Here is a 26,055-nt window from a genome sequence, read left to right as displayed (position 1 = left end):
TGCGCCAACCATTACCCCGGTTGATGGAAATGGAGGGGAGGCAGGTCAAGCAACGGTGCTCGAAGCAGGGTTGTTGCCAAGCGGTGGAGTGACCGAAACCACTTCCGGTTCAATCAGCGTTGCGGCCCCTGCGGGTCTGGCTAGCATTACGGTTGGCGGTACGACCTTGACGGTGGCCCAACTGGCGACCCTGGGCTCGACTCCGGTAACCGTCAATACTGGCGAAGGGGATCTGGTACTGACCGGCTACAACGCCGGCACGGGCACGCTCAGCTACACCTACACTCTGCTGGCTGCACAAAACCAGCCCGGTCAGACCAGCACCGTCGATACGGTTGCTTTGAGCGTTCAGGATTTGCTCGGGACTACTTCCAGCGGCACGCTGACCGTAAAAATTGTGGACAGCATACCGACGGCCACGGCGGATATCGCTGCAATCACTGAAGACGCTGTACCAAATACGGTTGCCGGCAATTTGATAGCAAATGATTCGCCAAGTGCGGATGCGACGAATGTCGTCGGCGTGGTCATCGGCACTTATGGCGCTGCCAATGCGTTTGCCGGTGGTCTTGGTGGGTTGGCCGGCAGTTACGGCAATCTCAATTTGGCGGCCAATGGAACTTATACCTACACGCTGAACAACGCCAACCCGGCCGTCAATGCGCTGAAGAATGGTCAAACCCTCGTAGAACATTTCACTTACACGATTCAGGATGCAGACGGGGATTGGAGTACCCGTACGTTCGACATCACCATCAATGGCAACACCGACGGTGCACCGAGCATTACCCCGCTTGATGGCAATGCGGGCGCGACGGGACAAGCCACGGTCAACGAACTGGGTCTGATCTCGGTAGCGAATACCAGCGAGACGACCACGGGTACGATCACCATCTCGGCACCGGAGGGTCTGACCAGCGCCACCATTGGCGGCACAACGCTGACGGCGGCGCAACTGGCGGCGCTGGGCGGTACGCCGGTGACCATCAACACCGGCGAAGGCAGCCTGGTGCTGACCGGCTACAACGCCGGAACGGGAGCCCTGAGCTATACCTACACCCTGGTGGCCGCACAAAGCCAGCCGGGTGCAACGGAAAGCGTCGACACCATTGCGTTGAGCGTACTGGACGCAGGCGGTGCCACCTCGAGCGGTACGCTGACGGTGCAGATCGTCGATAGCACGCCGACGGCGGTCGCCGACAGCGCCAGCGTCACGGAAGATACGGCCCTGGTGACCAGCGGCAACGTCCTGACCAACGACAGCATCGGCGCCGACGTCCGGGCCAACCCGGTGACCGCTGCCAGCCCGACGCTGACCTACGGCAGCCTGGTCCTGAACACGGATGGCAGTTACACCTACACGCTGAACAACGCCAACCCGGCCGTCAATGCGCTGAAGAACGGTCAGGCGCTGACCGATACCTACACCTATACCATCACCGATGCCGATGGCGACACCAGCACGGCAACCTTGGCGATTACCATCAACGGCACCAACGATGCGCCGACCGTGGCTGGCAGCCCAAGCGTTGCCGTCTCGGAGGAGGGGCTGCCTGGCGGGTATCTGGATACGACGGGCAATCCGACGGATACGACGAACCTGACCGTTCAAAGTGGCAGCATTGCCATTTCCGATCCGGACAGCACGCTCACCGTGACGCTGTCGGGGCCGGCGGGCATCACATCCGGTGGTTTGACCGTTTCGTGGACCGGCAACGGCATGTCCACTTCGCCTTTGATCGGTCGCGACAGCAACGGCGTGGAAGTGCTTCGCGCCACTATCGACAGTGCCGGCAACTATACGGTGAGCTTGTCGAAGGCCATTGACCATGCCACCGGCAATGGCGAAAACCTGTTCAATTTCGATCTGACGGTAACGGCATCCGATGGGGCGCTGAGTTCGACGGGTGTGATCCATGTGACGGTCGAGGATGATTCTCCGAACGCGGGAACGAACTCACAGACGATCAACGTGCCGCAGCAGGACACCAATCTGATGATCGTGCTGGATCTGTCGGGCAGCATGACCAGCGGAACCGTCGATCGCCTTGCCGCCGCCCGCACCGCGATTACCAACCTGATCAATACCTACGACGGATTTGGCGATGTGGCGGTAAAACTGGTCACGTTCTCGACGACGGCAAGCGACATGACGAGCGGCTGGGTGACGGCTCGCGATGCGCTGCAGTTGCTGACGACGCTGTCGGCGAACGGTTATACCAATTACGACGCAGCCCTTGCCCAGGCGATCGATTCCTGGGATGCGAACGGCCGCATCCTGAGCGCACCGGCTGGCGGCTCGTTGCAGAACCTGATGTACTTCCTGTCGGACGGCCAGCCGAATGAAAATGACGGCAATACCGGGGCGCTGGTGAATAGCGCTGCGGGAGCCAGCGGTGGTGCGGATGCCGGTATCCAGGCTGGCGAAGAGACCCTCTGGACCAACTTCCTGACCAACAACCAGATCAAGTCCTTCGCGCTGGGGATAGGCGATGGTCTGACCACAACCGATCAGAGCTATCTCAATCCGGTTGCCTATAACGGCGTCACCGGCACGAACATGGATGCCATCATGGTTCCCAACGTCGCCAACCTGTCCAGCGAACTTCAGGGTACGGTAGCGCCGGTGACCACTGGCAACCTCCTGACGGGCGGGGCTCCGGGCGAGGTCGGGGCGGATGGCGGCCATGTCTCTGCCTTCTCCGTCGGACCGGCCGGCGACGTCAGGCTCTTCTCCTGGGATGGCGTCTCGTCGACGGTGACGGCATCGGGCACCGGCGGAAGTACCGCGACGTTCAATGGAACGACCCATGTGCTGGCAGTGACGACCGAACAAGGCGGTCTGCTGACAATCGATCTCGACGATGGAACTTATAGCTACACGCCGCCGATCAGTGCCGTCACGGTTACCGAAGTGCTCGGCTTCCAGTTGACCGACCGCGACGGAGACGTCAGCAACATGGGCTCGCTTACGCTCAATATCGCGCGGACCATCGGTTCGAGCGAAGTCGACGGGACGACCTCCGGCGACGCAGCCTTGTCCGGTACCGCGGGCAACGACATCATCACCGGGTTGGCCGGTAACGATACCCTGACCGGTCTCGATGGCAACGACTGGCTATCCGGTGGTGCCGGCAATGACACGCTCAGTGGCGGAAACGGCAACGACAAGCTCGATGGCGGTGCCGGGACTGATAATCTCAGCGGCGGTGCAGGTAACGACTTGCTGATGGGCGGTGCGGGCAACGACACCCTGGATGGCGGGGCCGGTGCCGACACCTTCGCGTGGAGTTTCGGCGATGCCGGAACTATCGCGACGCCCGCGGTCGATACCATCAATAACTTCGAAACGGCGGTTGGTACCGATGTTCTGGACCTGCGCGACCTGCTCAATGCGCCAAACAACGCAACGGCCGCGGCACTCGATAACTTCCTGCACTTCCAGTATTCCGGCGGCAATACCACCATCTATGTCAGCCAGACGGGCGCCTTCAACGACGGAAATTCGGTCGGCGCACCGCCCTCGAACGTCAGCAACAACGACGTGCAACAGATCGTGCTGACGGGGGTCAATCTGATCGGCGCCAACACGACCGATCAGGCCGTGATCCAGAACCTGCTGACCAATGGCAAGCTGCTGACCGATTGATTCGGTCCAGTAATGAAAAAGGGGCGATTACCTGATCGCCCCTTTTTTGTTTCTTGGCTTGCGACCGGTTATCGCAGCGGCCGAACCCTCTCGTATCAGCCTTCGTGCTGGCGCAGCCGGGCGACGCTCGGGATGTGGATCTTGCGCCCCTCGACCACGATCAGGCCGAGGTCGGTCAATTCATGCAGGATGCGCGAGAAGTGTTCCTGGGTCAGGTTGAGGCGGGAGGCGATGACCCCCTTGTTGGTCGGCAGGGTAACCGCGACGTTGATGCCGTCCTGGTCGGCTTCTGGCAGTTCGCGCAGCAGGTAGCCGATGATGCGCTGCTTGCCCGAGTGCAGGGAATACGACTCGACGTCGACCATCAGCTGATGCAGGCGCATGGCCATGCCGGCCAGCATCTTGCGGCACAGGTTGTGGTCGCGCTGCAGTTCGTCATAGACCGCAGCCTTCGAAACGTGCAGCAGCAGGCAATCGGTCAGCGCCTGGGCGAAAACGATATAGGGCTTGTCCATGAACATGATTGCTTCGCCGAAACTTTGGCCCTGGGTCAGGATTTCGACCACTTTCTCGCTGCCCTGCTGTGACGTGAAGGCCAGCTTGATCTGGCCATAAACCAGCAGGTGGAAGCCGGTGCAGGGGTCGCCCTTGTGGAACAGGATGTCGCCCTTGCTGGCGTGGATTTCGCGCGTGCTTTTGGCGATGCGCGCAATTTCTTCGGGAACCAGACTATTGAAGAGTGGAACGTGGGTCAGCAGTGCTTCGATGTTGATGGGGTGATTACCATGCATAGTCGGTCTTGGCCTGAACGAGGACGGCCGATGTTGGCATCGTGCTAGTTCTTTGGCAATACCACTTTGGGATTATATAGGGCGCGTTTCCAGTAATCGGTGGGACTGCGTTAGCCAGGGCGGGTGGGCGCCAAGGCACGAGGTGTTGGGAATGGTTGTTCCATTCCCGAGCCGAGTAACGCCGGCGCTCGTCCACCCTTGCGCAGCCCGCTGCTTGCTGCGAACACGCCCTAATGGCGGGTCAGTTGCACGTAAAGGAGCGGCAGACGGCGGGGCAGCTCCTCCGGCTTGCGGATCACGCAGAAGCCGGCCGGGCCGAACAGGTAGGGCAGGTAAGCACCCGCTTCGCGGTCGATGGTGACGCAGAAAGGCGTCAGCCCCATGGCGCGGGCTTCATGTACGGCCAGGCGCGTGTCCTCGATGCCGTAGCGGGAGTCGTACAGGTCGAGGTCGTTCGGCTTGCCGTCGGTGATGATCAGCAACAGGCGCCGGCTGGCCGGCTGTTCGGCCAGGATATTGGCCGATTGGCGGATGGCGGCCCCCATCCGGGTGTAGTAGCCCGGCTTGATGGCCAGGATGCGGCCGCGGGCGGCGGCGTCGTAGCGTTTGCCGAAATCCTTGAGCAGATGGAAACGGATGTTCTGGCGGCGCAGCGAGGAAAAGCCATAGATGCCGAAGCGGTCGCCGGTGGCGGTCAGCGCCTCGGAGAAGAGCAGCAGCGAGTCGCGGATGACGTCCACGATGCGGTGGCTGTCCGAAATCGGCGCATCGGTGGACATCGACAGGTCGGCCAGCAGCAGGCAGGCCAGATCGCGTTCGCAGCGGGCCTGGGCAAGATAGCCGCCGGTTTCCGGCGTATGCCCGGCGGCGCGGTCGGCATGGTTGCGCACGCAGGCGTCGACGTCGAGTTCCGGGCCGTCGGGCTGGCCCTTCAGCCAGCGCCGCTGCGGCGCCAGCGCTGCGAACTGGCCGCGCAGCTTCTTGGCGGTGGCCGCCAGTTCCTGGGGTAGGGCGGCGGGCTCGGCGTCGCGGGCGATCATCGGCTGGACCAGGCAATGCTTCTCCTGCATCAGCGACTTGCGGTAATCCCATTCGGGGAGCGCGATACCGGGGCCGATCGGCGTGTCGTCCTCGGCTGCCGACGGTAGGTCGAGGTCGAACTTGACGCGCGACTTGGCGGTCTGGCCGTCACGGATCAGCGACAGCTGGTCGAGGTCCTTGGCCGCATCCTTGGCGTTCGGGTCTTCGTCCTCGTCGAAAGCGCGGTTGACCCGTACGTACTCGGCCCAGGTCGGCAGGCTTTCGGCGCGGAACATGGCAATCATCGGCGCCTTGTTGTCCGGCGTCTCGACCTGTTCGGCCTTGTGCGCTTCCTGGGTCGTTTTGCTGTCGCCGCTGCCTTCCGGCGGCAGCTCTTCGTCGGGGTCGGCGACACGGCCGGCCGCCCGCGTCTCGGCGGCGATCAGCCAGAGCAGCACCGGCTGCGGCGGTCGCGACTTGTTCGAATTGAGCGGCGGCAGGCCATCGACGCTGCCCGGCGCGCGCAGTGCCTGGCGCAGTGCTTCTTCCTGCGCCGCTTCGTCGGGCTGCAGTTCGTCTGGCGGGATACGGCCGGCGATGTGGGCTTCGACCAGGCGCTCGTAGCGTGGGCGCAGGCCGGGATAGCGCTCGAGCGCCGTGCGCGCGGCCAACTGGTTGCGGACGAACCACGGCCGGTCGTCGGCCAAATCGCAGGCGGCGATGGCCGACAGCCACAGGTAGAGGTCGCGGTTCAGCGATTTTTCGGGGAAGGCGGCAATTTCCGGCGGCAGGCGCAAGGTTTCCGCATCGCGCCGGGCCTGAGCGACTTTCTCGCCGCTACTCGCCAGGCGCTGCAGCCAGCGGCGCCGGGCGCCGTGCTGTTCGGCCGTCGCTGCCGCGACCTTGAGGCCGGGGTCGCCGCCAAAGGCGCGGAACAGGATGCCCGCCGTCTTCTCGACATCGGCCAGTTTGACCGCCGCCTGCGGGTAATGCCCGCCGGCGGCCTTGGTGACCCAGTTATGCCAGAGTTTGCCGATGAATTCTTCCATGGGTCAGATTTTGCCTCCGGCGTCCTCGTCGGTATTTGATAATGCTGAAAAACCGGCCTCATTGCGTTTGGCGGCGTCGCTGCTGACCCAGCGCAGCAGCTGGCCGTCCGGGTTGTTCCGGTTGGTTGTCGCGCAGGCCGAGATGCACTGGCCGCATTGCGTGCAGGCGAACATCCAGCGCTTGACGTTGCGCGGCTTCAGCCGCATCGGGCAGACCGAATCGCAGGCGCTGCCGTGGCCGTCTAGGCAGCTGGCGCAGTCGGTCAGCCGCTTGCGGTCGAAGCCGACGACCATGGCCTTCTTGTTCACGATCCACGCGAAGCTCTGGAAAATGCCGATGGCGCAGCCGTAGCGGCAAAACAGGTGGCGTGCGAAAAGGAATTCGAGGCTGAGCACCGTGGTCGCCGCGCACAGGAAAATGACTTCGCCGCGCAGCAGCGTGAAATTGAGCAGGCCGCTGTAAACCTGGAAGGGCGGCATCAGGTAGGTCAGACCGACTACGGCCCAGGCGAAGGCGAAACCGACGGCGGTCGGGACAACGGCGAACCAGTAGCGTGCGTCGCGCGGCATCGGCGTGCTGTCGGGCTGCCAGGGCGGCACCTGCTTCTTGTCCCAGACCGAATGCTTGCCGGTGGCGAACAGCATCAGGCGGTTGATGGTCTCGACCACGGAAAAGTGCGGGCACAGCCAGCCGCAGTACAGGCGGCCCCATTTCCAGGCGACGCCGATGATCAGTGCCAGGGTGCCGAGCACGGGCAGGAACAGGAAGAGGATGATGTTGATGGCCGCCGTTTTCGGATCGCCGGTGCCGGCGATCAGCTCGTCGATGCCGAGGTGCCACGGCATGGTGAGGAAATAGGCGTGTTTTTCCGTCAGGTCGTAGCGGAACAGGTCGAAGATGGGCGTCACCGTGAACAGCGTGAAAAAGCCCATCTGCGCCAGCAAGCGGGCGCGTTGCAAAGCAGGTTTTTTCATGCTGGGTCGCGGTCGACGGCCGGGCCGATCAGCGGGAAGCGCCAGACCTGGCCGGCCAGGGCCTTGACCAGCGCGAACATGCCGAACAGGACCAGGGTCGAGTGGATGCAGGTGAAGTACAGGATGACGAGAACCCAGGTCCATTCCCACTGCAGACCGCCGAGGGCGATGAACAGGCCGGTCAGCGTGACGATGAGCAGGCCGCCCCACAGGCTGACGAAGGTGGCCTGCTTGAGGTGCTGGCGGGCGAGCCGCGGGGCATCGTCCTTGTTGCGCTGCCAGAGCCAGAGAAGGATGGCAAAGCAGACGCCGGGCGCGACGAGCAGATTGGCGAGGAACAAGGCCTCGGCAATCACGGCCAGATTCTGGCCGGGAATCTTCTCGTCGAAACCGGTATCAGCGTCCGAACGTGGCATTGACGATTTCCATCAGCGCCTCGACCGTCTCCGGCTCGTCGGTCAGCGTTTCGACCAGGGCGGCGCGGCAGGCGGCGGAGACATCGAAGCCGGATTTGATCAGGGTCGCGGCATAGACCAGCAGGCGGGTCGAGGCGACTTCCTCCAGGTCGCGGTCCTTGAGGGCGCGGAAAGCCTTGGCGATGCCGACCAGGCGCTTGGCCAGATCGGCGTCGCAGCCAGTTTCGCCGATCAGGATCGAGGTTTCGCGCTCGGTGCTCGGGAAATCGAAGCTCATCGACACGAAACGCTGGCGGGTCGAGGGTTTCAGGCCTTTGAGAAGATTCTGGTAGCCGGGGTTGTAGGAAACGACCAGCATGAAATTGGGCGGCGCTTCCAGCGTCTCGCCGGTGCGGTCGATAGGCAGGATGCGGCGGTCATCGGCCAGCGGGTGCAGCACGACGGTGGTGTCCTTGCGCGCCTCGACCACTTCGTCGAGATAGCAGATGCCGCCTTCGCGCACGGCGCGGGTCAGCGGGCCGTCGTTCCAGTAGGTGCCCTGGTCCGAAATCAGGTGGCGGCCAACCAGGTCGGCGGCGGTCAGGTCGTCGTGGCAGGCGACGGTGTACAGCGGCAGCTTCAGGCGCGCCGCCATGTGGGCGACGAAGCGCGTCTTGCCGCAGCCGGTCGGCCCCTTGATCAACAGCGGCAGGCGCTGGTTGAAGGCGTGTTCGAACAGGGAGATTTCGTTGCCGGACGGTTCGTAGAAGGGCAGATCGGTCATTTGAGGGAAATCCAGTAAGCAAGCAGAATCAGGCTGGAAACGAGTATAAGCCAGCCTTCGAGCAGGATGCGCCACATCCGCGGCGCTTCGCGCAATTCCATGAAGTCGAGGATGACCAGGCGGCCCTTGATGAAAGCGATGACCAGCATGGCGATGATAGCCGCGGTGCCGGCAGCGCCGACTTCGCCGAGATACCAGGTGATGGCCGTGGCGATCATCAGGACGAGCCAGGCGCGATGGGCGGGGTTCTTGAGGAATTCCATGGTCAGCGCATCACGTAAACAAGCGGGAAAAGGACGATCCACAGCAGATCGACCATGTGCCAGTAGGCGGCGCCGCTTTCCAGGCCGTGCGCGTCGTGGCTGCCGTAGACGCCCTTGCGCGCCTGCACCCAGAGCACGGTCAGGATCACCATGCCGAGGATGACGTGCATGAAGTGGAAGAAGGTCAGCGAGATGTAGAACATGTAGAAGGTGTTGGTCGACATCGAGATGCCGGCGCCGAACTTGGCTGCATATTCGATGACCTTGACGACCAGGAAGCCGGCGCCGCACAGCCAGCCGACCAGGATGTTGCTGGCTATGATGGCGGACGGCTTGCCTTTGTGCGCGGCCTGCACGGCGCGCACGACGAACCACGAGCCGGTGATCAGCAGGAAGGTGTTCAGCGCGCCGAGGTTGCGGTCCAGCGTTTGCTGGTAGAGGTTGAATTCATCGACGTGGCTGGCCCGGGCGAAGGCATAGGCGGCGAAGAACACGGCAAAGGCCAGCATCTCGGCCAGGATGAAGAACCAGATCGCGAGATCGCCGGGCAGGCGGCGTCCGGCGCTCGTTTCGGCTGGTGGAATGAGAATGGATTCAGGCATGGCTGCTATCGTAGGATTTTGCCAGACCACAAACCTTGATCTGCCCCAAATAAAAAAGGCGCGGTCCGAAGAACCGCGCCTTGACTGCTACTTGGAGGAATTACGCCTTAGGCGGCTTCCTTCTCGTCACCACCGACAAAGAAGCTGGTGATGTAGACCACGAGGCCGACCAGGAAGGCAACGCCTGCCCATTCGCGCATCCAGTAGAACAGAGCGATCTTTTCCTGGGCCACCATGAAGGGCAGCGGAGCGTCGGAGACGCGCTGCAGCCAGACTTGCAGGATGCCGGCGGCGGTCAGGAACAGCGTGATGAACACGATGGCGACCGTCATCAGCCAGAACGACCACATTTCCAGCACTTGCGACTTGTTGCTGTTGGCAGCACGGCCGCGCAGGATGGGCATGCAGTAGGAGATCATCATCAGGTTGACCATGGCGTAGGCGCCATAGAAAGCCATGTGACCGTGAGCGGCAGTGATCTGCGTACCGTGGGTGTAGTAGTTCACAGGAGCCAGGGTGTGCAGGAAGCCCCACACGCCAGCGCCGAGGAAGGCCATCACGCCGGTACCCAGGGCCCACAGGACGGCGGCCTTGTTCGGGTGCTCGCGACGACGACGGTTCACCATGTTGAAGGCGAAGACGGTCATAGCGAAGAACGGGATCGGTTCCAGAGCGGAGAAGATGGAACCCCACCACTGCCAGTATTCCGGCGTACCGATCCAGAAGTAGTGGTGACCCGTACCGATGATGCCGGTGATCAGCGTCAGGGTGACGATGACGTACAGCCACTTTTCGATCACTTCACGGTCAACACCGGTCGTCTTGATCAGCACGAAAGCCAGGAAGGAGCCGAGGATCAGTTCCCATACGCCTTCCACCCAGAGGTGCACGGTCCACCACCAGAAGAACTTGTCGAGAACGACGTTCACCGGGTTGTAGAACGAGAACAGAAAGAAGACGGCGAGGCCCCACAAGCCGAGCAGCAGCACCATCGAGATCGAGGTCTTCTTGCCCTTCAGCACCGTCATGGTGATGTTGAACAGGAATACCAGGGCCACGACGACGATGCCGAGTTTGGTCGGCAGCGGCTGTTCGAGGAACTCACGGCCCATCGTTTCGAGGATGTTGTTGCCGGTCAGTTCAGCCAGGGTGGCGTACGGCACGGCGAGGTAGCCGACGATAGTGGCGGCACCGGCGACCAGGAAGACCCAGAACATGAGCAGCGCCAGTTTCGGGCTGAACAGTTCGGTCTCGGATTCTTCCGGGATCATGTAGTACGCGCCGCCCATGAAGCCGAACAGCAGCCACACGATCAGCAGGTTGGTGTGGACCATGCGGGCCACGTTGAACGGGATGGCGGGGAACAGGAAGTCGCCGAGCACATACTGCAGGCCGAGAATCAGGCCGAACAGGATCTGACCGACGAACAGGCCGATTGCCGCGATGAAATAGGGTTTTGCAACCGCTTGGGATTTGAATTGCATGTTCAGTTTCTCCTGTCGATCAGCCCTGGCTGTTAGGCGGCCAGTTTGCGTCGTTGATCGAATTGACGTGCTTCAGGAAGGCCACGATGGCATTCAGCTGCTCGTCGGTGAAGTTGAACTGCGGCATGCTGCGGCGACCCGGGATGCCCTCTTTCGGACGGCTCTGGATGAACGCCTTGACGCCTTCGTCGCCGTAGCGAACGATGACGTTGCCCAGTTCCGGAGCGAAGTAGGCACCTTCACCCATCAGGGTGTGGCAACCGATACAGTTATTGACTTCCCAAAGCTTCTTGCCTTCGGCGATCTGCGGCGTGATGTTGGCCCGCATGTCGCGTTTCGGCAGTTGCGAATGAGTATCGAATGACAGCGCAAGGAACAACAGGAAGAAGAAAACCGTCCCCCCGTAGAAGATGTTCCGCGCCATCGATTTAGTGAAAGCGCCACTCATTGTCTTTCCCCCTTTCGGAAATTGTTTGGCGGGTCGATGTTATTTGCACCACCCGTGTGCGGCTTTGATGCCTGCTAAAAATGCGCCAAGAATCTGCCGGAAAAGCCGTCAGCAGCGGAAGCCGGCGGGCGGCGCATTCCCCCTCTGACGGTAGGGTGAGAGACGGTATACTTGGGCCTCCTCAAGCTGAAAGCATTTGAATGGCCGCATCCAACGACACCGCCAGCATGGCGCTCTTCTGTGACTTCGAGAATATCGCCCTCGGCGTGCGCGACGCGCAGTACGAAAAATTCGACATCCGTCCCGTTCTCGAGCGCCTGCTCGCCAAGGGCAGCATCGTGGTCAAGAAGGCCTATTGCGACTGGGAGCGCTACAAGGGGTTCAAGGCCGCCATGCACGAGGCCAATTTCGAGTTGATCGAAATCCCGCACGTCCGCCAGTCCGGCAAGAATTCGGCCGACATCCGCATGGTCGTCGATGCCCTCGACCTGTGCTACACCAAGGCCCACGTCGATACCTTCGTGATCATTTCCGGCGATTCCGATTTTTCGCCGCTGGTGTCCAAGCTGCGCGAGAACGCCAAGAAGGTCATTGGCGTCGGCGTCAAGCAAAGCTGTTCCGACCTGCTGATCACCAACTGCGACGAATTCATCTACTACGACGATCTGGTGCGCGACCGCGAAGCGCATCGCGGCGGTCAGCGCCGCGAACGCGAGAAGCGTTCGCCGGAAGAGGAAGCCCGCCGCAGCCAGAAACAGGAAGAACGCAAGGCCAAGGCGGTCGATATCGTGTCCGCCACCTTTGTCGACCTGATCGCCGACCGCGGCGAGAGCGAGCGCATCTGGGCCTCCGTGCTCAAGGAAGTGGTCAAGCGCCGCAATCCGGGCTTCAACGAAAGCTATTACGGTTTCCGCAGCTTCGGCAACCTGCTCGAAGAAGCGGCGGGCCGTGGCCTGCTCGGCTTCGGTCGCGACGACAAGGGCGCCTTCGTCTTCCGCGCCCCGGCCCGGCCGGCTACTGCAGTCGTGGAGGGTGAAGCGCCGGCGATCGAGCCGGTCGTTGCCGAAGCCGAAGTGGCCGCAGTTACCGAGCCGGCTGCCGCTCATCACGAGGTGGCGGCGGACGCCGAGGCCTCGGGCAACCAGCGCCGTCGAGGTGGTCGCCGTGGTCGCAATGGTCGGGATCGGGAACGTGCACCGGCGGGCGAGGCAGTCGGCGAGGCGGTGTCCGTTGCCGAGGCGGCGCCTGCTCCAGCCGTCGAGCCGGCGGTTGTCGAGGTTGTGCCGGCGGCAGTTGAGGCGCCTGCCCCCGAAGCAGCCGATGGCAAGGCCCGCCGCGGCGCCCGCCGTGGCCGCAATAGCCGCGACCGGGAGCATGGAGAACAGGCACCGGTTACCGAAGCTGCAATCGTAGTCGAGACAGTCGCGGTGGCCGACAGTGCGCCGGCCGAAAATAAGCCCAGCCGGGGGGGGCGCCGTCCGCGCAAGTCCGCCGCGACGGAAGCTGCGCCGGCCAGCGCAGCATCTCCGGCCGAGACCGCGGCGGCAGAAGCGAAGCCGGCCAAGGCCAAGCGACCGGCGCGACCGCGCCAGCCCAAGGCCGCCGACAAGGCGGAAGGCTGATCCAAATACGCCAAGGCAGCCGAGGCTGCCTTTTTTACGGGCTTTGGGGGGCTAGATCACGTTGAGCAGCTTGGCGCGCAAGGATTCCGCCTCGCGCTTGCCGTCACGCGACATCACGATGGCGTGATACCACTCGTCGTACAGTTCGCGCAGATCACTGTGCCCGCCACTCTTGTCGATACGTTCGAGCAGCGAACTGGTGCCCAGCGCGCCGACGAAAGCATTCAGCGTGTTGGTCATGAAATTGCGCGCCATCTGCAGGCGGACCATGTCCGGTTCGGCCGGCAGGTCGGCAAAGGCCGTGATCGACGGCAGCCGGTCCACCGGGGTGGAATTGGCCGGGCCGACGCCGCTCAGGTCGTGGAACTCGATGTAGCCTTCTTCCTCGAGCATGCCCAGCGTGTGCTGCAAGTCGTCGGCAAGGAGCATGCTGCGCAGCTCCTCGACCGATCGTTTTCCGTCGACGAAGATCAGCACCCGTCGCTCGCGCGGCGACAGCCCTCCGGCCTTCGTGGCGATTTCGTCATGCCCTTTCTGGGTCTTTACGAAAACAACGCCCATTGTTTGTCTCCAACTTGGTGTGTGTAAATTTTTTGTAGGGCATTGTACATAAAAGAAAAACCCGCCATGCGGCGGGTTTCTTTTAAAGCGTGATTTAGTTCTTGGTCAGGCGGCGGCCTGCACCGGAATCTTGTGGCCGCGGCGCACGATGCGGTTCTGCGAATCGACGTAGATCAGGTCGGGTTCGTGTTTGGCCAGTTCCACTTCGTTGTAGACGGCAAAGGTGGCGATGATCAGGATGTCGCCCGGGGCGGCGCGGCGGGCGGCCGAGCCATTGACCGAGATGACGCCCGATCCGCGTTCGGCGCGGATGGCATAGGTCGTGAAACGCTCGCCGTTATTTACGTTCCAGATGTCGATCTGTTCGTATTCCTTGATGTTTGCCGCTTCGAGCAGGTCTTCATCAATGGCGCAGGAACCCTCGTAGTGCAGGTCGGCGTGGGTTGCCGTCACGCGGTGCAACTTGGATTTCAGCATAGTTCTCTGCATGGTTTCACTCATCCAGAAGGTTGGGGGAAGCGCATTGTAACGACAATAGCCCCCCTGTCAACGGGCATAATTATGGATATCCTGCCCGCATCAAATCTCAATGTTATCAATGAGCCGGGTGGTTCCCAGGCGACTGGCGGCAAGCACCACCAGTGGGGCGTCTACGCCTTTCGGCATGGCTAGGTCGGACTGTTGTCGCACTGCAACATAATCGGTCTTCCAGCCGGCCGAATCGAGTTCGGCAGTCGCCCATTTTTCCAGTTTGACGGTGTCGGTTTCGCCGGCGCGGATGGCGGCGCGGATTTCGTTGAGCAGGCGGTACAGGCGGGGCGCTTCGGCGCGCTCGGCGTCGCTGAGATAGCCGTTGCGCGACGACAGCGCCAGCCCGTCGGCGGCGCGCACGGTTTCGCCGCCGATGATGGCGATGGGCAGCGCCAGCTGGCGGGTCATGTTGCGGATGACCATCAACTGCTGATAGTCCTTCTTGCCGAACAGCGCGGCGTCCGGCTGGACGCAATTGAACAGCTTGAGGACCACGGTGGCGACGCCGCGGAAATGGCCGGGACGGAATTCGCCGTCGAGCACATTCTGGATGGCCGGCGGTTCGACCACGTATTCCTGCGGTTCCGGGTAGAGGTCGGCTTCGGTCGGTGCGAACAGCACGTCGACGCCGGCGGCGGCCAGCTTGTCGCAGTCGGCCTGGAAGGTGCGCGGGTACTTGTCGAAATCCTCGTTCGGGCCGAATTGCAGGCGATTGACGAAGATCGAGGCGACCACGGTGTCGCCGTGCGCCCGGGCCTGTTCCATCAGGCTGATGTGGCCGGCGTGCAGGTTGCCCATGGTCGGCACGAAAACGATGCGGCCACGGTTCTTCAGCGCCGCACGCAGGTCGGCAATGGCGGAATGGATTTGCATGTTGGGGTCTCTTGCGTCGAAAGGCCGGGTCTGCTGCCCGGCTATCCAGGGTCAGGCGGCGTAGGTGTGTTCCGGGCCGGGGTAGGAGCAATCCTTGACGGCGGCGACGGCACGGCAGGCGGCGTCATGCACGGAGGTGGCGCCGTCCATGAAGTTGCGGACGAACTTGGCTTTCTTGCCGGGCGGGATGTCGAAGGCGTCGTGCACGACCAGCACCTGGCCCGAGCAGTCCTTGCCGGCGCCGATGCCGATGGTGATGATGTGCAGCATGGCCGTCACTTCGGCGGCCAGCGGGGCGGGAATGGCTTCGAGGACGATCATCGTCGCGCCGGCTTCCTGCAGCGCCAGCGCATCGTCACGCAGGCGTTGGGCGGCGGCTTCGCCTTTGCCCTGGACCTTGTAGCCGCCCATGACGTGCACGGACTGCGGCGTCAGGCCGAGGTGGCCGCACACCGGAATGCCGCGGTCGACCAGAAATTTGACGGTCTTCGCCATGTCGCCGCCGCCTTCCAGCTTGACCATCTGGGCACCGGCCGCCATCAGCGTGACGGCGTTGCGGAAAGCCTGTTCCGGCGATTCATGGTAGCTGCCGAACGGCATGTCGGCGATGATGAAGGCGCGGTCGGAGCCGCGTTTGACCGCGGCCGTGTGGTAGGCGATGTCGGCGACGGTGACCGGCAGCGTCGTGTCGTGGCCCTGGATGACATTGCCCAGCGAGTCGCCAATGAGCAGCGATTCGACCCCGGCGCCATCGAGCAGGCGGGCGAAGCTGGCATCGTAGGCGGTGAACATGACGACCTTCTCGCCGGCGGCGTAGAGCTTGGCGAGATCGCCCTGGGTCAGGCGGCGGGTGATGGTTTGTGCGGACATCTAGGTACGAAATACGAAATAGACAGCGCCTAGGATACACAGAGCCGCCCACAAGTAGTCAAGCTTGAGCGGCTGGTCCATGTAAAAGACGACGAAGGGGACGAAGACGGCCAGGGTGATGACTTCCTGCAATATCTTGAGCTGGCCGAGGTCCAGCTCGGTATTGCCGATGCGATTGGCCGGCACCTGCAGCAGGTATTCGAAGAGCGCGATACCCCAGGAGAACAGGGCGGCAATCCACCACGGCTTGTCGTTGAGGTTCTTGAGGTGCGAATACCATGCAAAGGTCATGAAGACGTTCGACAAGGCGAGCAGAATCACCGTCTGCCAGAGTACGGAAACGTGCAGGCCGAGGACGCTCACAGCTTGACGATGCCCTGGTTGGCGACGGCCGGCAGCCAGGCAGCGACGGAGCCGCGACCGGGAATGACGAGGTCGGGCGCGATCTCGGCCAGCGGCTGGAGGACGAAGGCGCGCAGGTGCAGGCGCGGATGCGGCAGGGTCAGGCGCGGCAGGTCGACGAACTGGTCGTTGTAGAGCAGCAGGTCGAGATCGAGCGTGCGCGGGCCGTTGCGTTCGGCGCGGACGCGGCCGAAGCGCTCTTCGACCTCGAGCAGGGCGTCGAGCAGGGCTTCCGGTGCCAGGCCGGTGGCCAGTTCGGCGACGGCATTGACGAATTCCGGCTGCTCGATGATGCCGACCGGCGCCGTGCGGTACAGCGACGAGCTATGGACGATGCGGCTTTCCGGCAGGTTGGCCAGGGCGGCGAAGGCGGCGCGGACGGTCGTGGCCGGGTCGCCGAGATTGGCGCCGAGCGCGACGTAGGCGGTGTTCATTCGTTCGCGGTGTGGTTGGCGGCGCCGGCATTGGCCGGTTTCTTGCGGCGCCGGCGGCGCTTCTTGTCGCCGGCCTGTTCCGGCAGCAGCATTTCGGCGCGCTTGTCGCCTTCGGCATTCTGGAAGCGCGTCCACCAGTCGGCGATTTCGCTGTCGATTTCGCCGGCCTGGCCGCGCAGGACCAGGAAGTCGTAGCCGGCGCGGAAGCGCGGCTGTTCGAGCAGGGCGTAGGGGCGTTTGCCGGCGCGCTGCTCGAAGCGCGGCTGCAGGGCCCAGATGTCCTTGATGTCGCCGGCGATGCGACGGGTGATGGCCAGCTTTTCGCCCTGCACGTCGAGGACTGTGTCCATCGCGGTGTACAGCGCGGCGATCTTCGGCTCGCCCTTGGCCTTGAGCTTTTCCCAGTGGGCCAGCACTTCGTGCCAGAGCAGGGTGGCAAACAGGAAGCCGGGCGAGGTGCCCTTGCCGCGCCGCACGCGCTCGTCGGTATTGGCCAGCGACAGCATGACGAACTTCTCGCCCATCGGCTGTTCGAGGATGACGTCGAGCAGTGGTAGCAGGCCGTGGTGGAGGCCCTCGTCGCGCAGCTGGGTCAGGCACTTGACCGAGTGGCCGGAGGTCAGCAGCTTGAGCATTTCGTCGAACAGGCGGGCCGGCGGCACGTTTTCGAGCAGTTCGGCCATTTCGCGGATCGGCTTGCGCGCTTCCGGATCGATGATCAGGCCGAGCTTGGCGGCCAGGCGGACGGCGCGCAGCATGCGCACCGGGTCCTCGCGGTAACGGGCACGCGGCTCGCCTATCATCCGCAGGGTCTTGTGCTTCAGGTCGCCGACGCCGTGGTGGTAATCGAGCACCGCTTCGGTGGCCGGGTCGTAGTACAGCGCATTGGCCGTGAAGTCGCGGCGGGCGGCATCCTCGGCCTGCGAGCCGAAGACGTTGTCGTGCAGCACACGGCCGTGTTCGTCCTTCTTCACATCGTCGCCGAGGGCGCCGCGGAAGGTGGTCACTTCCAGGGTTTCCTGACCCATCATGACGTGCACGATCTGGAAGCGGCGGCCGATGATGCGCGAGCGGCGGAAGTAACGGCGCACTTCTTCGGGCGTGGCGTCGGTGGCGACGTCGAAATCCTTGGGGTCGGCGCCGATCAGCAGGTCGCGCACCGCGCCGCCGACGACGTAGGCCTTGTGGCCGTGGCTCTGCAGCGTTTCGCAGACGCGCCGGCTGCCGCTGCTGATGCGGTCTCGGGTGATGCCGTGGCTGGAGACGGGGATGACGGCCGGTTCATGGCGGTTGGCCGTCGGTTTCTTGCCGCTGAAAACGCGGGAAATGAGTTTGCGGATCACGTATTACCGTTCGGTTGGTGCCGGCTTGGCTGCGGAAAGTGCGGATTTTACCGGAACTCGGTGATTATTCACGGATTCTGGCGAATTCGACATCAATCCAGGCCGAAGAATTCGCGGATCTTGCGACCGATGTCGGCGCTGCCCGGCGTGCGTTGCGCCAGCTCGTTCTGGCCCTGGGCGTAGCCCTGCTCCAGTTCGGCGAAACGCTGCAGGCGGCGTTCGAGGATGCCGGACAGGGTATCGGCCAGTTCCGGCCGCTGTTCGATGATGGACTGGAAGCCGGCCTTGTCCAGCCGGTAGGCCTCGACGTCGGTATTGGCGATGACGGTGGCCCGGCGCGGGGCGCCGGTCATCAGGCCGATTTCGCCGAAGACGCTGCCCGGACCTCGCTTCTCGAGCAGGCGGCGGGCGCCTTCCGGCGGCTGCCACCAGGCTTCGGCCTCGCCGTTGACCACGATGTACAGCCAGTGGGCGATGGCGCCCTGGCGGGTGATCACGTCGCCGCGGGCGAAGGGCGCCTTGATCAGTTGCTTGGCGAGGTGCTGCTTTTCACTGTCGGACAGGCGGGCGAACAGCTCGATCGAATTGATCGCCTGCAGCCGGCGCTGCATTTCGCGGCTTTCCACTTCCTCGCGGTGGGCGGCGCCTTCCTCGACCAGGTGGATGGTGTGGTCGTCGGTGGCCAGGCGGATACCGTTGCGCTGCAGGGTGGCGAGGATGTGGATGCGGACGTCGGAATCGGTCGGATCGTCGGCCTGCGGGTTGAGCAGCCAGTAGCGCAGCACGTAATGGGCATAGCCCGGTCCGAAGTCCATCAGCACGCAACTCGGCGCCGGGAAAACCGCGACATTCGGAATGCTGGCGTCGGCGATGTCGCCCTGGACCAGCGCGATGACCTTGCCCGGCGATACGGCGAGATCGACGTTGAAGCTGATGTTGCGCCGCCAGGCCGGCTGCGCCTGGTGCTTGTCGCAGAGCACGTAATAGCGGCCCTTCATCAGCTGGCTGTTGGGGACGACGACTTTTTCGCCGTTGCGGGTGAGCAGGGCGGTGAAGCGCCACTGGATGTCGGTGACCTGGCCGGACAGGTCGTCGACCCGAATCCAGTCGCCGATTTCCAGCGAATTGTCCATCTGCAGCGCCAGGCCGCCGAGCAGGTTGCCCAGGGTGTCCTGCATCGAGATGGCGAGCACGGCGGTCAGGATGGCCGAGGTGGCGAACAGGTGGTTCAGTTCGACGCCGGCCAGGTTGAGGCGGAAGAAGGCCCAGCCGATGTAGGCGATGATGATCAGGATGTCGCCGAGGATGCCGGAAATGCGTAGGTTGAGGCGGGGCAGGGCGACGTTGAAGAAGGCCAGGCCGAGAAAGCGGAGCACGGCCAGGCCTTCGCCGAAGACGGCGAGTTGGCGCAGCCAACCGGCCGCCGCCTTGCCGGTCGTACCGCCGGCGGGCAGGCCGGCCAGCACGTCGCCGATGATGCAGGCGAGGAAGAAGACGCTGGTGTTGATCAGCGACGGACGCATCGCCTTGAGCGGACGCAGGATGACGATGAGCAGCAGCACCATCGCGAGGATGGCGAAGGGGGCCTCCGGACTCAGGAAGGGAACGCGCATGGGGTCAGCGCAGGCTCATGACGGTCCAGCCCTGGGCGCCGGCATGGGTGCGCAGCTTGTCGTCGGGATCGACGGCGATGGGGGTCTTCACCTTCTGCATCAGCGGCAGGTCGTTGTGCGAGTCGCTGTAGAAATAGCTGTTGTCGAAAGCGCCCCACCACAGACCCAGGGTTTCCAGCCAGCTCTCGACACGGGTTATCTTGCCGCCCTGGAAGGACGGGGTGCCGGTCGGCTGGCCGGTAAAGGCGCCGCTGTGCACATCGACCTCCGGGATGGTGCCGATCAGGTGCGGGATGCCGAATTCGCGGGCGATCGGGCCGGTGACGAAGCTGTTGGTGGCGGTGACGATGGCGCACAGGTCGCCGGCGGCCAGGTGTTCGAGGACCAGGGTGCGCGCCTTGACGGTCATGATCGGCCGGATGTGGCGTTCGACGTACTCGCGGTGCCAGGCGTCGAGTTCGGCCCGGCTGTGGCGGGCCAGCGGAGCGAGCTGGAAGGCGAGGAATTCGTAGATGTCCAGCGTGCCGGCCTTGTACTGCTCGTAGAAGCGGATGTTCTTGGCTTCCTGCACTTCGCGGTCGACGACGCCCTTGGAAATCAGGAATTGCGCCCACTCGAAGTCGGAGTCGCCGGCGAGGAGGGTGTTGTCGAGGTCAAAAAGTGCGAGATTCATTCGGCGTGTTCCAGGGAAAGCAGTTCGCGCAGCAGGGGCAGCGTGACCGGGCGTTTTTGTTCGAGGGTGTACTGGTCGAGGGCGACGACCAGCATGGCCAGCGTGCGCATGTCGCGCGAGGCGTGGCGCAGCAGGTAGTTGATGATGTCCGGCGACAATTTGAGCGCCCGCTCCTTGGCCTGCGTGGCGATGGCTGCCGCCTTTTCTGCGTCGGACAGCGGTAGCAGCCGGTAGATCAGGCCGGAGCCGAGGCGGGTGCGCAGGTCTTCGCGCAGGGCAAGATGGGCCGGTGGCTGCGGGGCGGCGGTCAGCAACAGGCCGCCGGCCGTTTTCAGCTGGTTGAACAGGGCGAAAAGCGCCACCTGGCCGTCGGCGTCGAGCTGGTCGACGTTATCGATGGCCAGCGCATCGGCAGCGACCACGCCGGCCAGCGACGGGTTGAGCGTGGCGTCGGCCAGCACGAAGCCGCTGGCCTGCAGCAGATGCGAACGTCCGCAACCGGATTCGCCGTACAGGCAGAAGGAGGTGTCCTGGCGCGTACCGGCCAGCCATTCGGTCAATGCGGCCAGCGTCTCGGTGTTGGCGCCGGGAACGAAATTGTCCAGCGAGGGCGGACTTTCCGGCAGCAGGTCGAGGATGAGCTGACGCATCGGGGGAATTCGGATGGCAAGTGGGCAGGGAGCGGATTTTAGCATTGGCCGGGCTTGTGCCCATGCTGAATGCGGGACGGGGGGCTTGATTCGTCTCCGCGTGTCCCACAGGGACTTCCTCGGAGCGCAGGTGGGGATCCAGCTCGTTGATTCTCTGGATTCCCGCCTGCGCGCCCCGCAGGAAGTACCCTTGGGGTGCGGGAATGGCGTCCTGTTGGCGTAATTTCCCTTAAATTCGTTCCCAGATGGTCACTTCGGATAGCGTGTGCTGGAACTTGCGTTTCGTTTCACGGATCACGAAGGGCACCGGCTCGGGGCCATGGACCAGTCGGAAATGCTTGCCGAGCGTGGCTTTCAGACCATCCAAGGTAGTGAAGTTCTCACCATCCTTCTTGAAGCCCCCGATCCATTCCTCGCGCTTGGTGTGTTCTTCCAGCCAGGTGTAGGGCGAGGCGAGCATCAGCAGGCCGCCAGGGTTGAGGCGGGTGTGCACGGTGCTGAGGAACTGCGCCGGGCTGTACAGGCGGTCGATCAGGTTGGCGGCCAGGATCAGGTCGTAGCCATTGAAGATGGGCTTCAGGTTGCAGGCGTCACCCTGGAAGAATTCGACCCTGGCGGCCAATTCGGCAAGGCCGAGTCCGGCCAGCGAGCATTCCTTGTAGGCGACCAGTTCGCCTTCCTCGGTCAGCGTGTAGCGCAGCGTGCCCTGTTCGGCCAGCTGGGTGCCGATGCCGACGAAGCGGGCAGAGAAATCCAGGCCGGTGACCCGGTCGAAATGGCGGGCCAGTTCGAAAGTCGCCCGGCCGGTGGCGCAGCCGAGGTCGAGCGCCTTGCCGGCCGGCTTGTCGCCCATCGCGGCAATGGCCATCTGCGCCAGCGTGCGCGGGAAATTGGCGACGCCGAAATATTCGTCGCCGTAGTGGAATTCGATGTATTCCGAGACCAGGCGGTCGGTTTCGTAGCGCGAGGTGGGCTGGGTGGCGGGCGTGCCGGCCACCACGTAGCGGAAGCCGGCGTGCTGGAAGAAATGCCGGCGGAAGGCGTAGCGCGACAGCGGCGAGGCCTGGTTGCCGCAGGAAATCCACGAGCCGCCCTTGATCAGGTTGTGGCGGTCGTCGAAGGTCGGCGTCGTGAAATCGTCGTAGATCGGATGCACGGCAAAGCCGTCGAACGGGTAGGTCGGTGTTTCCAGCCACTGCCAGACGTTGCCGACGACGTCGAACAGCGGCCCGTGGGCGAAGCGCGTCACCGGGCAGCTCGACGCCCAGTGGCGCAGTTCGCTGTTGGCCGGCGGTGCCGCATCGCCGGGCAGGTCGCCGACGCCGGCGAAATGGCGCAGGGCCTGCCATTCGTCCTCGCTGGGCAGGCGCACGGGCTGGCCGGTCTCGCGGGCCTTCCACTGGCAGAAGGCCTTGGCCTCGTGGTAATTGGTTTCCACCGGCCAATCCCACGGCATGGGTACTTCTTCGAGCATCAGGCGCAGCTTCCACTGGCCGCCGTCACGGACCCAGAAGGTCGGGTGGCGGGCCTCGGTGAACTCCTTCCATGCCGCGCCTTCCTCCTGCCACAGCGTGTCGTCGGCGTAGCCGCCTGCCTCGACGAAGGCGAGGAATTCCTGATTGGTGACCAGGTGGCGGCTCGCCTGGAAGGCGGCAACGTCAGCCGTGTGCCGGCCGAATTCGTTGTCCCAGCCGTAGATCAGCGGTTCGCTGCGCTCGCGGCCGAGGCGGAAGCTGGCGGCCGGGATATCGACCAGCGCATTGGCCGGCGCCGCATCGCTTTCGCGGCACGGCGCCCATGCCGGGTGGGGCTGTACGTACTTGAGTTCGTGCTGGCGGATCAGCACCGACGAGGTTTCGAGGTGGATGCGCTCGTGCTCGATGCCCATCAGCACGATCCACAGCGGGTCTTCCCAGCCGATCGGCTGGCTGAGCGGCGCGCTCAGGATCACCTGCTCGACGGCGGCCCTGACCTGCTGGCGATAGTCATGAACGGCGGCGACGCTCGGCCAGTCGTAGCGCACGTCGCTGAGGTCGTCCCAGCTCATTTCATCGACGCCGATGGCGAACATCGACTCGAAACCCGGGTTGATGCGCTGTTCAAGCAGGCCGGCGAGCACCAGCTTGTTGATGAAGAAGGTCGCCGTATGGCCGAGATAGAAGATCAGCGGGTGGCGCAGCGCGATCGGCTTGCGGTAATACGCCTCGTCACAGCTCAGCACCTCGAACAGCTGCTCGTAGCGGTCAAAGGTGGCGTGGAAGCAGGCGAGGATTTCGTGCCGCTTCTGCTCGGATTCTGCGCCGGCCACCAGGGGCGTGCCGGACAAGGGGATTTGTTTCATACAGTCACCGTGAGGATGGCGTCGGGCAACGGATCGGAAATCGGCCGGTGGTTCAAGCAAGCGCACCGGTCGGCTCAGTTTAGCATTGCTCAACCCCGGACAGCAGGCCGTGTCCGGGTTTGAAACTCGCTCAGCCGCCGCACGCTGTACTGCAAGCGCGAACGGCTGATGTCGCCACGAGCCAGCCCCTGCGCCGCCCCGTAGATGGCCCGGTAAACCTGGCGCGGATCGTAGGAAACCAGTACCAGATCGACGCTGGCGGCGAGCGCTTCGCCGCCAGAAAATCCCAGCGCGGCCACCAGAACAGCAGCGGGGGCTTGAGGTGTCAGGCGCGGACAAGCCGGAGCGGCGGCAACAGCCAGCCGGTCAGCCGGACGGCGGCGGCTGTCCGGGGGAGCGGCCGGCAGCTCATGGCTGCTCCGGCTCGCCGGCCTGGCTGCCGAGGCGATACCAGTCGACGCGGCGGGTGGCGAGCATGGTGGCGCCGAGCGCGAGGAAGAGCAGCAGGCTGCCCATGAGCAGCGAGTTGTCCTCGGACAGCAGCACGCCGTACAGCACGCCGTACAGCCCGGTCAGGCCGGCGCCGAAGGCCAGGCCCTGGCGCACACCGCCCAGCGCCCCGGCGAGGTAGAAGGCGATCAGCCCGATACACGCCGCCGCCGACAGGCCGTAGGCGAGCACGAAACTGACGTGCTCGGACAGCGCGATGAGCAGCAGGAAAAAGATGGCCAGCGCCAGACCGACCAGCAGGTACTGCATCGGGTGGATCGGCGCCCGGCGCAGGATCTCGGTCAGGAAAAAGCCGGCGAAGGTCAGTACGATGAACAGCACGCCGTATTTCACGGCGCGTTCCGATTGCAGATAGACATTCACCGGATCGACGAAATCGATGCTCAAGACCTCGCCGCTGCCGGGTTTCTGCGTCGCTTCGAAATTGCGCGCCAGATGCGAAATGTCCCAGCGGGCGGCGAAGCCGTCCTTGCCGACGGTGCGCGCCGTCGGCAGGAAGCGGCCGCCGAAATTCGGGTGCGGCCAGGCCGATTTCAATTCGATATGGTTGGCGTCGCCGGTCGGCGCGATGGCCAGCCGGGCGGTGCCGGTCAGTTGCAACGGGAAGCTGAAATCGAAGCGGCTTTCGCGCTGCAGGTCGAGCGGGCCGAGATCGATGGCCAGCCGGCCGGCTGACAATCCTTGCGCCGGCGTCCCGTCGGGCAAGGTGGCGACAGACTGCGTTTCGCTCTTGCTGCTGGTCGACGCAAAGCGATACAGCTTGCCGTTGATCGTCACTTCCGGGTCGTTATTGACCCCGCGCGGGTCGGCAATGCCGAGCTGCAGCTGGGCACGGGCCGACACGATGCGGCCGCCGCTGGGCAGTTCGGCCAGCGGCTTGAGGACGAATCGCCCGCTGGTGCCCAGCCCGAGCCGGAACAGCCGCGCCTGGTAGATGCCGCGATTGCGCGTTTCGACGGTGGTCTCGCCGAGCATTTCCAGCTTTTCCGGGGGCAGGAGCAGCGTGCGCTCGACTATGCGGGTGCGCACCCCCGTCTGCTCGGGGTTGCCTTCCTTGGGCATGGCGACATCGACCTGCTCCCGGTAATGCACGGCGATCACCGGCGCCACCAGCACCTGCTCGCCGGCGGCACTGTTGGCGATGCTGGCCTGGACCTCGTTCTGGCGCTGGCTGCGCTCGCGGATCTGGCCTTCGATCAGGCCGAGCGGCACCAGCAGCACCAGCGACATGAAAAGTATCGCCACCATCTTGAAGAGCAGTTTCTTGTCCATTTCTGGCTCCCTGGGTTGAATTGGGAACCAGTGTGGGCGGCGCGTGTGAACGGGTGCAGAAGTCCCGGTGAAGGCGTGTGAAGCGGAGGTGAAGTGGCCGAGAGGTGGGCAGCGTGGCGGCTACCTGGAAACGCCCCTCGGCGATCTGGCTGACCGGGGTATCAGGTTTCCGTGTGGCTGATCGCCCGCTCGATTCTGCGGTCCGGCACCAGCCAGATCAGCGCGACGGCCACGTAGATCGCCTGCGCCACGCCGGGCACCCAGAAGGCCAGTACCATCGCGGTCAGATACAGGAAGGGCGAGGCCTTGCCTTTCCAGTCGCTGCCGAGCGCCTGCTTGAGCAGCGAACCCGGGCCATCGGCGGCGATGACGCTCTGCTGGAGCAGGTAGTACGAGATGGCTGCCATGAGCAGCACGAAACCGTAAATGGCCGAGGGCAGTGCCGCGAAATGGTTCTCGCCCATCCAGCCGGTGGCGAAGGGAAACAGCGACAGCCAGAACAGCAGATTCAGATTGGCCCATAGCACCGGGCCCGAGACGTGTTTTGCCGCGTGCAGCATGTGGTGATGGTTGTTCCAGTAGATGCCGACGTAAATGAAGCTCAGGACGTAGGATAGAAAGCTGGGCAGCAAGGGCTGCAGCGCCTCCAGGTTGGCATGATGGGGAACCTTCAGCTCGAGGACCATGATGGTGATGATGATGGCCAGCACGCCATCGCTGAACGCTTCAAGCCGATTCTTGCCCATCGCCGCCTTTCTGGAATTCAAGAGTCAAAATCACCAACCTGGCACGGCGCTGGTGCGATCGGCCGTTGGATGCGGATTCGGGCGTCCGGTTCCGGCGGCAGCGAAATTCGATCCGGAAAATCCGGCGCGTTTTTTTGCACAAAACATGGTGAAA

At 63.7% G+C, this 26,055-nt stretch carries 25 protein-coding genes; 2 read left to right on the top strand and 23 right to left on the bottom strand.

Features of this window, described 5'->3' with window-relative positions:
- The first annotated feature begins 88 nt into the window (after positions 1-88).
- Positions 89-3,649 carry a beta strand repeat-containing protein gene (locus LZ012_RS18770; protein ID WP_275712489.1) on the top strand — a complete coding sequence of 1,187 codons (3,561 nt, stop codon included), beginning with the start codon at positions 89-91 and terminating at the stop codon, positions 3,647-3,649.
- A 95-nt stretch (positions 3,650-3,744) separates the two neighbouring features.
- Here LZ012_RS18770 and LZ012_RS18765 read toward each other — a convergent pair whose 3' ends face one another.
- The 9 genes from LZ012_RS18765 to LZ012_RS18725 form a co-directional block, all read right to left on the bottom strand.
- Positions 3,745-4,440: a Crp/Fnr family transcriptional regulator gene (locus LZ012_RS18765; protein ID WP_275712487.1), complete on the bottom strand. Its 696-nt coding sequence runs from the start codon at positions 4,438-4,440 to the stop codon at positions 3,745-3,747.
- A 230-nt stretch (positions 4,441-4,670) separates the two neighbouring features.
- Positions 4,671-6,509: a nitric oxide reductase activation protein NorD gene (locus LZ012_RS18760; protein WP_275712484.1), complete on the bottom strand. Its 1,839-nt coding sequence runs from the start codon at positions 6,507-6,509 to the stop codon at positions 4,671-4,673.
- A 3-nt stretch (positions 6,510-6,512) separates the two neighbouring features.
- The gene (locus LZ012_RS18755; protein ID WP_275712482.1) at positions 6,513-7,484 is read right to left on the bottom strand and encodes a 4Fe-4S binding protein; all 972 of its coding nucleotides are present in this window, start codon (positions 7,482-7,484) and stop codon (positions 6,513-6,515) included.
- A complete protein-coding gene (locus LZ012_RS18750) occupies positions 7,481-7,900 on the bottom strand; it encodes a magnetosome magnetite crystal formation protein family (RefSeq protein WP_275712481.1) in 420 nt (139 codons plus the stop codon). The genes LZ012_RS18755 and LZ012_RS18750 overlap by 4 nt, the downstream gene beginning before the upstream one ends.
- On the bottom strand, positions 7,881-8,663 hold the full coding sequence (locus tag LZ012_RS18745; protein ID WP_275712480.1) for a CbbQ/NirQ/NorQ/GpvN family protein: 783 nt from the start codon (positions 8,661-8,663) through the stop codon (positions 7,881-7,883). The genes LZ012_RS18750 and LZ012_RS18745 overlap by 20 nt, the downstream gene beginning before the upstream one ends.
- On the bottom strand, positions 8,660-8,926 hold the full coding sequence (locus LZ012_RS18740; RefSeq protein ID WP_275712479.1) for a cytochrome C oxidase subunit IV family protein: 267 nt from the start codon (positions 8,924-8,926) through the stop codon (positions 8,660-8,662). The genes LZ012_RS18745 and LZ012_RS18740 overlap by 4 nt, the downstream gene beginning before the upstream one ends.
- Before the next feature lie 2 nt (positions 8,927-8,928).
- The gene (locus tag LZ012_RS18735) at positions 8,929-9,528 is read right to left on the bottom strand and encodes a cytochrome c oxidase subunit 3 (RefSeq protein ID WP_275712477.1); all 600 of its coding nucleotides are present in this window, start codon (positions 9,526-9,528) and stop codon (positions 8,929-8,931) included.
- A 107-nt stretch (positions 9,529-9,635) separates the two neighbouring features.
- Positions 9,636-11,012 carry a cbb3-type cytochrome c oxidase subunit I gene (locus LZ012_RS18730; RefSeq protein WP_275712476.1) on the bottom strand — a complete coding sequence of 459 codons (1,377 nt, stop codon included), beginning with the start codon at positions 11,010-11,012 and terminating at the stop codon, positions 9,636-9,638.
- Between the two features lie 19 nt (positions 11,013-11,031).
- Positions 11,032-11,460 (bottom strand): c-type cytochrome, encoded by a 429-nt coding sequence (locus LZ012_RS18725; protein WP_275712475.1) that lies wholly within the window; start codon positions 11,458-11,460, stop codon positions 11,032-11,034.
- 200 nt (positions 11,461-11,660) lie between these two features.
- Here LZ012_RS18725 and LZ012_RS18720 point away from each other — a divergent pair, with 200 nt between their 5' ends.
- Positions 11,661-13,082: an NYN domain-containing protein gene (locus LZ012_RS18720; protein WP_275712473.1), complete on the top strand. Its 1,422-nt coding sequence runs from the start codon at positions 11,661-11,663 to the stop codon at positions 13,080-13,082.
- A gap of 51 nt (positions 13,083-13,133) precedes the next feature.
- Here LZ012_RS18720 and LZ012_RS18715 read toward each other — a convergent pair whose 3' ends face one another.
- The 14 genes from LZ012_RS18715 to LZ012_RS18650 form a co-directional block, all read right to left on the bottom strand.
- Positions 13,134-13,643 (bottom strand): hypothetical protein, encoded by a 510-nt coding sequence (locus LZ012_RS18715; RefSeq protein ID WP_275712472.1) that lies wholly within the window; start codon positions 13,641-13,643, stop codon positions 13,134-13,136.
- Positions 13,644-13,748: 105 nt separating this feature from the next.
- Positions 13,749-14,120, bottom strand: a complete 372-nt coding sequence (panD, locus tag LZ012_RS18710; protein WP_255584486.1) for an aspartate 1-decarboxylase — start codon at positions 14,118-14,120, stop codon at positions 13,749-13,751.
- Positions 14,121-14,222: 102 nt separating this feature from the next.
- Entirely contained in the window at positions 14,223-15,047 is an 825-nt protein-coding gene (panC, locus tag LZ012_RS18705) for a pantoate--beta-alanine ligase (protein ID WP_275712471.1), read from the bottom strand.
- A 51-nt stretch (positions 15,048-15,098) separates the two neighbouring features.
- The gene (gene panB / locus LZ012_RS18700; RefSeq protein WP_275712470.1) at positions 15,099-15,917 is read right to left on the bottom strand and encodes a 3-methyl-2-oxobutanoate hydroxymethyltransferase; all 819 of its coding nucleotides are present in this window, start codon (positions 15,915-15,917) and stop codon (positions 15,099-15,101) included.
- Positions 15,918-16,280: a DMT family protein gene (locus LZ012_RS18695; protein WP_275712468.1), complete on the bottom strand. Its 363-nt coding sequence runs from the start codon at positions 16,278-16,280 to the stop codon at positions 15,918-15,920.
- Entirely contained in the window at positions 16,277-16,753 is a 477-nt protein-coding gene (folK, locus tag LZ012_RS18690; protein ID WP_275712467.1) for a 2-amino-4-hydroxy-6-hydroxymethyldihydropteridine diphosphokinase, read from the bottom strand. The genes LZ012_RS18695 and folK overlap by 4 nt, the downstream gene beginning before the upstream one ends.
- Complete coding sequence (gene pcnB / locus LZ012_RS18685; RefSeq protein WP_275712465.1) at positions 16,750-18,096, bottom strand: polynucleotide adenylyltransferase PcnB; 1,347 nt, start codon at positions 18,094-18,096, stop codon at positions 16,750-16,752. Before pcnB ends, folK begins: the two co-directional genes overlap by 4 nt.
- Positions 18,097-18,188: 92 nt before the next feature.
- Positions 18,189-19,709, bottom strand: coding sequence for a mechanosensitive ion channel family protein (locus LZ012_RS18680; protein ID WP_275712463.1), 1,521 nt, complete (start codon positions 19,707-19,709; stop codon positions 18,189-18,191).
- A gap of 4 nt (positions 19,710-19,713) precedes the next feature.
- Entirely contained in the window at positions 19,714-20,382 is a 669-nt protein-coding gene (locus tag LZ012_RS18675; protein WP_275712462.1) for a histidinol-phosphatase, read from the bottom strand.
- A complete protein-coding gene (gene hda, locus LZ012_RS18670) occupies positions 20,379-21,032 on the bottom strand; it encodes a DnaA regulatory inactivator Hda (RefSeq protein ID WP_275712460.1) in 654 nt (217 codons plus the stop codon). Before hda ends, LZ012_RS18675 begins: the two co-directional genes overlap by 4 nt.
- Before the next feature lie 229 nt (positions 21,033-21,261).
- Complete coding sequence (gene ovoA / locus LZ012_RS18665; protein ID WP_275712458.1) at positions 21,262-23,373, bottom strand: 5-histidylcysteine sulfoxide synthase; 2,112 nt, start codon at positions 23,371-23,373, stop codon at positions 21,262-21,264.
- Between the two features lie 89 nt (positions 23,374-23,462).
- Positions 23,463-23,672 (bottom strand): hypothetical protein, encoded by a 210-nt coding sequence (locus tag LZ012_RS18660; RefSeq protein ID WP_275712457.1) that lies wholly within the window; start codon positions 23,670-23,672, stop codon positions 23,463-23,465.
- 109 nt (positions 23,673-23,781) lie between these two features.
- On the bottom strand, positions 23,782-25,155 hold the full coding sequence (gene creD, locus LZ012_RS18655) for a cell envelope integrity protein CreD (protein ID WP_275712456.1): 1,374 nt from the start codon (positions 25,153-25,155) through the stop codon (positions 23,782-23,784).
- A gap of 161 nt (positions 25,156-25,316) precedes the next feature.
- A complete protein-coding gene (locus tag LZ012_RS18650; protein WP_275712454.1) occupies positions 25,317-25,922 on the bottom strand; it encodes a TMEM175 family protein in 606 nt (201 codons plus the stop codon).
- Positions 25,923-26,055 lie beyond the last annotated feature (133 nt).

Source organism: Dechloromonas hankyongensis, assembly GCF_022012295.1.
GTDB lineage: Bacteria > Pseudomonadota > Gammaproteobacteria > Burkholderiales > Rhodocyclaceae > Azonexus > Azonexus hankyongensis.
The sequence above is the reverse complement of the archived record's forward strand: the minus strand, read 5'-3'. Positions and strand labels throughout refer to the sequence as shown.